A 5,503-nucleotide genomic window follows, 5' to 3' on the forward strand; every position below is an offset into this window, starting at 1 on the left:
CTTCCCCAACGCGCTGGTGACCCACCTGAACGCCCAGGAGCGCGCCGCCGCGTGCACCGTCCTCCGTGCCCGGCTGGCGCCGCTGTCCGGCTTCCTCACCTCCTGCGAGGCCACCAGGTGAAACGCTCCCTTCTCCTCTCCCTGTTGCTACTGGCCGGAACTGCCGGCGCCTCGCCCGTGCGCGCGGGCGGGGACGTGGCCCTGCTGTTGCGGCAGGAGGCCGGTGGCCAACGCACGGGACTCCTCAGCATGGGCCCGCGCCTCTCGCTCGACCTGGGCCGCTATTTCGCCCTGTCCGCCGATTACCGCTTCGCCTGGGCGTCCGAGGGCAACGTAGCCAGCGCCACCACGCTGTACCACCGCACCAGCCTGCGCCCGGAGTTCCACCTGCCCGTGCGCACCACGGACTTCGTGCTCGCCGCCGGCCCCGCCCTCACCGTGGTGCACACCTCGCTGGGCGGCACGGGCACGCGGGCCTCCGCCACCTATAGCCGCCTGGGCGTCTCTGGAGGCGCCGCCGTGGACATCCACCTCGCGTCCCTCACCCTGCGCACCGGCGTCGATGTGGTGTGGGCCGCCCGCCGCATGGATGTCTCCGTGGGCCTGGGCGCGCTCTACTCCTTTGGAGGGTCCCCATGAAGACCTCCGCACTCGTCCTGTTGCTGCTGTGCTCGCCAGCGCTCGCCGCCACCCCACGCACTGCCCTGCTGGACGTGAGCGCGGACGTGCTCGAGCCCGGCGAGTCCCAGGTGAACGTCATCTGGGGCCAGTACTCGCGAGGCCTCCTCCCGCGCGTGCAGGCCTCCAGCCACCTCTCGCCCCTGCTGCTCACGCTCCTCAACCTCTCCGCCAAGGCCCAGGTGCTCAACCGGCCGGAGCTGCGCGTCTCGGTGGAGGGCGGGGCGTACTGGCTGGCCGCCGGAAGCCTCGCCGGCCTCCACCTGTTCGCCTTCCCCGTCGTCGTCCGTGGCACGGTGCCCCTCTCGGACACCCTCCAGCTCAACCTGGGGGCGGGCTACCGGCGGCTCGTCCTCGATGCCGAGGAGACGTCGCTCAACAGCAACCTGTTGCACGCCGAGACCACGCTGGTGCGCCACGACTCGCGCGGGGCCTTCCTCCTCACCTTGAGGGCGCCCCTGCTCAACCTCCAGCACCTGCGCGCCCAGAGCCTCCTGGGCAATCGCGTCCTGGAGGGCACCCTCGCCCTGGACGACATTTCCTCCTGGGGCGTGATGCTCTCGCGCGATCAGCTCTTCGGCAAGACGGGTCACGTGCGCTTCGGCCTCGGCTACCGGCACCGGCCCGGCTTCCTCTTCGTGGAGTCGATCGGCCCGGTGATGCTGACCTTCGACATGTACTGGCGCTGAGCGCGGGCGGCCGAGCCGCTCACGCCCGGCCCGCGGCCTGCCTTCCCCGGCGCGAGAGCGCGTCGATGGAGGCGGCCACCAGCAGCACTCCGCCCGTCACCATGAACTTCACCGAGGACGAGAGCGCCAGCAGGTCCATGCCGTTGGAGATGGAGCCAATCACCAGCGCGCCGAGCAGGGCCGACCACGCGGAGCCTCGTCCACCGAAGAGGCTGGTGCCGCCGATGACCGCCGCCGCGATGGCGTTGAGCAGCACATCCCCACTGCCCGAGGACTGGTTGACGGCCATCAGGCGCGAGCCCGCGAGAATCCCTCCGGCCGCCGCCAGCGTCGAGGCCAGCGTGAAGACGGCCACCCGGATGCCCGGCACCGAGATGCCCGCCCGCCGCGCGGCCTCGGCGTTGCCGCCCACCGCGAAGAGGTGACGCCCGAAGCGGGTGTGCCGGAACACCAGCTCCAGCACCAGCGCCAGGCCCACGAAGATGACCACCGCCAGCGGCAGCCCGCGGTCGAGCGTGAACACCGTCATCGCCGCCACCAGCACCGCCGAGGGCGCCACCAGCCCCGTGAGCGTGCCACGCCAGGGCTCCAGCGGCAGCCCCGCCGCCGCGCGCCGCCTCCGCCCCACCAACACCACCGCCCCCTGCACGACGATGGCCAGGACCGTCACCGTCCAGGCGAGGCCCGGCTCGAAGAACGTCCCCGCCAGCGCGATGAGCACGTCATCGTTGAGGTTGACCGTCCCCGTCTCGCCCAGCACGTACAGCAGCGCGCCCTGCCACCCGAGCAACCCGGCCAGGGTGACCACGAAGGAGGGCACCCGCAGCCGGGTAATCCAGTTGCCGTGGAAGAACCCCACCGCCGCGCCCGTGGCCAGTCCCGCCAGCAGCGAGGGCACCGCCGACCACCCGTGCTTGACGCTGAGAATGGCCATCACCGCCGCCGCCAGCCCGCTCACCGCTCCGGCCGACAGGTCGATCTCCCCCAGCAGCAGCACCAGCACCAGGCCCACCGAGATGGTGCCCATGGCGGAGATCTGCATCATCAAGTTGGTGAGGTTGACGGGGGAGAGGAACCGCTCGTTGGCCAGATAGAAGATGAGCCAGATGACGGCCAGTCCCACCATGACGGGCAGACTGCCCAGCTCGCCCTGGGCCAGCCGGCGGCGGTAGCCCGCCCAGGCGCCCTTGAGTCCGGGCTCGTCGGCGATGAGCCGTGGATCCCTCGCGACTCCACCGGGCACGCTCATGACTCCCCCTTCGACAAGGTCTGGGCCACCTCGGCCGTGTGCACTCCGGTGATGGCCGAGACGACCTCCACCTCTTTCACGCTCTTCACGTCGAACGTGGCCACCCGCCGGCCGAGCCGCAGCACGATGATGCGATCGGCCACCGAGAACACGTCCACGAGGTTGTGGCTGATGACCACCACCCCGAGCCCCTGCTCCCGGAGCCGTCGGATGAGGTCCAACACCTGCCGCGTCTGCGCGACGCCGAGGGCCGCGGTGGGCTCGTCCAGCAGCACCACCTTGGGCGAGCCCATCATCGACCGGGCCACGGCGATGGACTGCCGCTGCCCGCCGGACAGCGACGCCACCTGCGTGCGCACGCTGGGGATGCTCACCGCGAGCTTCTGGAGCAACTCCGCCGCGTGGCGCTCCATGGCCGTCTCGTCCAACCAGCCCAGCAGGCTCCCGAGGCCCCCGGCGCGCACCTCGCGCCCGAGGTACAGGTTACCCACCACGTCCAGGTTGTCGCAGAGCGCGAGGTCCTGGTACACGGTCGCGATGCCGAGCGCCGAGGCGCTCTGCGGCCCCTCCAGCTTCACCGGCCTGCCCTCGAAGAAGGCCTGTCCCTCGTCGATGGGAAGGATGCCGGAGAGGGTCTTGACGAGGGTCGACTTCCCCGCGCCGTTGTCTCCCACCAGGGCCACGACCTCGCCCGGGTAGACCTCGAAGTCCACCTGGCTGAGGGCCTGGACGGCCCCGAACCGTTTGGAGATGCCCTTGAGCTCCAGTAGCGCGGTCGACGGCATGGTGGGCCTCTCCTGGCCTACTGGACCCGCGCCGCCTGGCAGCCCTGCTTGTAGGCCCCCACGCAGATCTGCTCGGCCGTCCAGAACCCGTCCGCGACGACGGTGCTCTTCACGTTCTCCCGCGTCACCGCCACGGGCGCGAGCAGGATGGAGGGCACGTCCTTCTTGCCGTTGTTCACCCTGCCGTTGAGCGTGCCGGCCTCGGGCTGCTGTCCGCGCAGCAGCGTGACGGCGAGTTCGGCCGCGGTCTCCGCCTCGGGCTTGATGGCCTTGTAGACCGTCATGTACTGCTCCCCGGCCACGACGCGCTGGATGCCGGCCAGCTCGGCGTCCTGACCCGTCACGGGAGGCAGGGGGCTGACGCCAGCCGCCTTCATCGCCGCGATGGCGCCGCCCGCGGTGCCATCATTGGCCGCGTAGACGCCGACGATATCCGCCTTGCCGAGCCGGGTGACGGCCTGCTCCATCTGCTGCTGGGCCCGGTCCGGGCTCCAGTCCGGGGTGTCGTACTCGGCGCCCACGGTGAAGCCGCTGCCGTCGATGACCGAGTGCGCTCCGGCCTTGAAGAGCCTGGCGTTGTTGTCGGTGGGTGAGCCGTTGATCATCACCAGCGTGCCGCTCGTCTTGCCGTCCGCCTTGAGCTTGTCCACCAGGGCCTGGGCCTGGAGCTGGCCGACCTTCTCGTTGTCGAACGAGATGTAGTAGTCCACGTCCGCGTTGACGATGAGCCGGTCGTAGCTGATGACCGGCACCTTCGACTGCTTTGCGCGCGCCACGATGGCGGAGGCGGAGGCCGAGTCGACGGGATCCAACACGAGCACGGCGGCGCCGTTGGTGAGCGCGGCCTCGGCCTGGTCCTGCTGCTTGGCGGCGTTCTGGTCCGCGTTGCCGTAGATGAGCTGGCACTCGGGGCACAGCGCCTTCACCTTGCGCTCGAAGAGGGGCCGGTCGTGGGACTCGTACCGGGCCGTCTTGGACTCGGGCAGAAGCAGGGCGATCTTCTTCTCTCCCTTGTCCGCCGCCGCGGTGGCGCCGGCTCCCTCGGGCTTCTTGTCACGGTTGCAGGCGGCGGCCAGGAGCACCACCAGCGCGAGCGCCGGCACACGACCGCTGAAGCGGCTGTTCGAGGAACGCATCTCCACTCGGACCTTCCTTTCGGTTCTTGGGACGCGGGTGACCATATGTGAGGCCCACCGCGCCGCGATTGCGCGAGGGCTGGACGGTGGGTGTCAGGGGTCGGCGAGCCAACGTTCCCGAAGCGTCTCGGTGAGGTGGCGGAGGCGCGGGTCGCCATCGAGCAGCAGCGTCGCCAGCGAGCCAAAGCGAACGGCCTCCTTCAACTGCCCCGCGGCCTCGCTGGCCTTCATCCGGGCTTCCGCCGCATGGGCCTGCTGCTCACGCCAGGAGAGGCTGGGGAGGTGCTGGCTCGAACGGTACGAGAGGGCACAGCGCCACAGGCGCAATGCCTCCTCCGGCTCCCGTTGCTCCACGAGTCGCGCCAGTTCCCGCTCCAGCTCGGCGGGCGCCATCCCCACGACAGCGCGCTTGCCTCCAGGACAGCGGGGATCGTCCGTCGGAGAGAGTCCCTGGAGCAGCAACGCCGTTCCCAGGCTCGGTTGGTAGTGCTTGAGCAGCCTGGGGTGCTCACTCAGGTACCCCGAGGGCCCATGCCCGGCGAGGAGCACGGGCAGACCTTCACTCAGGAGGAAATCCTCGCGCGCCGCGGGGTGGGTCCAGTGCCTCGCGATGGCGGAGCTCGCCAGCCCCGCGACATCGAGAACCTCCGCGTTGCGCCAGTCCACGCCCAGGCCGCCGACGTCCGGAAACCCGATGAGCGGGCGCTCGAAACCCAGGGGGGCCAGGAGCGCCTGGTACCTGTGCATCCATTGCGCGATGAAACCATAGGGCAACACCGGGTCCGCCTTGATGCGCGGGCTCAGCTCGACCTGGGTCACCGTATGGAGGAGCACGAGGAGCACCGCCCCTGCGAGCGCGGCGACACGCGGCGCGATGGAGGGGAGCGCCCGCGCCACGCCCATGCCCGAGGCCACGGCGGTGGCGAGGACGGGAACCAGGGGCGCGCAGAAGCGCCAGCCCTGCAT

General features: G+C 70.6%; 6 protein-coding genes. 2 read left to right on the plus strand and 4 right to left on the minus strand.

Features of this window, described 5'->3' with window-relative positions:
* The first annotated feature begins 117 nt into the window (after window positions 1-117).
* Window positions 118-639 (plus strand): hypothetical protein, encoded by a 522-nt coding sequence (locus tag VF794_RS22205; protein ID WP_331113559.1) that lies wholly within the window; start codon window positions 118-120, stop codon window positions 637-639.
* Window positions 636-1,367: a hypothetical protein gene (locus VF794_RS22210; RefSeq protein ID WP_331113561.1), complete on the plus strand. Its 732-nt coding sequence runs from the start codon at window positions 636-638 to the stop codon at window positions 1,365-1,367. The genes VF794_RS22205 and VF794_RS22210 overlap by 4 nt, the downstream gene beginning before the upstream one ends.
* A 19-nt stretch (window positions 1,368-1,386) precedes the next feature.
* Here the strand turns inward: VF794_RS22210 and VF794_RS22215 are convergent, their stop codons facing one another.
* From VF794_RS22215 to VF794_RS22230, 4 genes are all read right to left on the minus strand, one after another.
* A complete protein-coding gene (locus VF794_RS22215) occupies window positions 1,387-2,616 on the minus strand; it encodes a sugar ABC transporter permease (protein ID WP_331113563.1) in 1,230 nt (409 codons plus the stop codon).
* Window positions 2,613-3,401, minus strand: a complete 789-nt coding sequence (locus VF794_RS22220) for an ATP-binding cassette domain-containing protein (RefSeq protein WP_331113566.1) — start codon at window positions 3,399-3,401, stop codon at window positions 2,613-2,615. Before VF794_RS22220 ends, VF794_RS22215 begins: the two co-directional genes overlap by 4 nt.
* Window positions 3,402-3,418: 17 nt before the next feature.
* A complete protein-coding gene (locus tag VF794_RS22225; protein ID WP_331113568.1) occupies window positions 3,419-4,537 on the minus strand; it encodes a sugar ABC transporter substrate-binding protein in 1,119 nt (372 codons plus the stop codon).
* Window positions 4,538-4,630: 93 nt separating this feature from the next.
* Window positions 4,631-5,503: hypothetical protein (locus VF794_RS22230; RefSeq protein ID WP_331113570.1), on the minus strand; the 873-nt coding region annotated here is incomplete at its 5' end.

This window comes from Archangium sp. (assembly GCF_036389735.1).
GTDB lineage: Bacteria > Myxococcota > Myxococcia > Myxococcales > Myxococcaceae > Archangium.

What these genes read in the sequence shown, in the direction of transcription:
- VF794_RS22210 (WP_331113561.1), top strand. Translation starts at nt 636, where the DNA reads ATGAAGACCTCCGCACTCGTCCTGTTGCTGCTGTGCTCGCCAGCGCTC.
- VF794_RS22215 (WP_331113563.1), bottom strand. Translation starts at nt 2,616, where the DNA reads ATGAGCGTGCCCGGTGGAGTCGCGAGGGATCCACGGCTCATCGCCGAC.
- VF794_RS22220 (WP_331113566.1), bottom strand. Translation starts at nt 3,401, where the DNA reads ATGCCGTCGACCGCGCTACTGGAGCTCAAGGGCATCTCCAAACGGTTC.
- VF794_RS22225 (WP_331113568.1), bottom strand. Translation starts at nt 4,537, where the DNA reads ATGCGTTCCTCGAACAGCCGCTTCAGCGGTCGTGTGCCGGCGCTCGCG.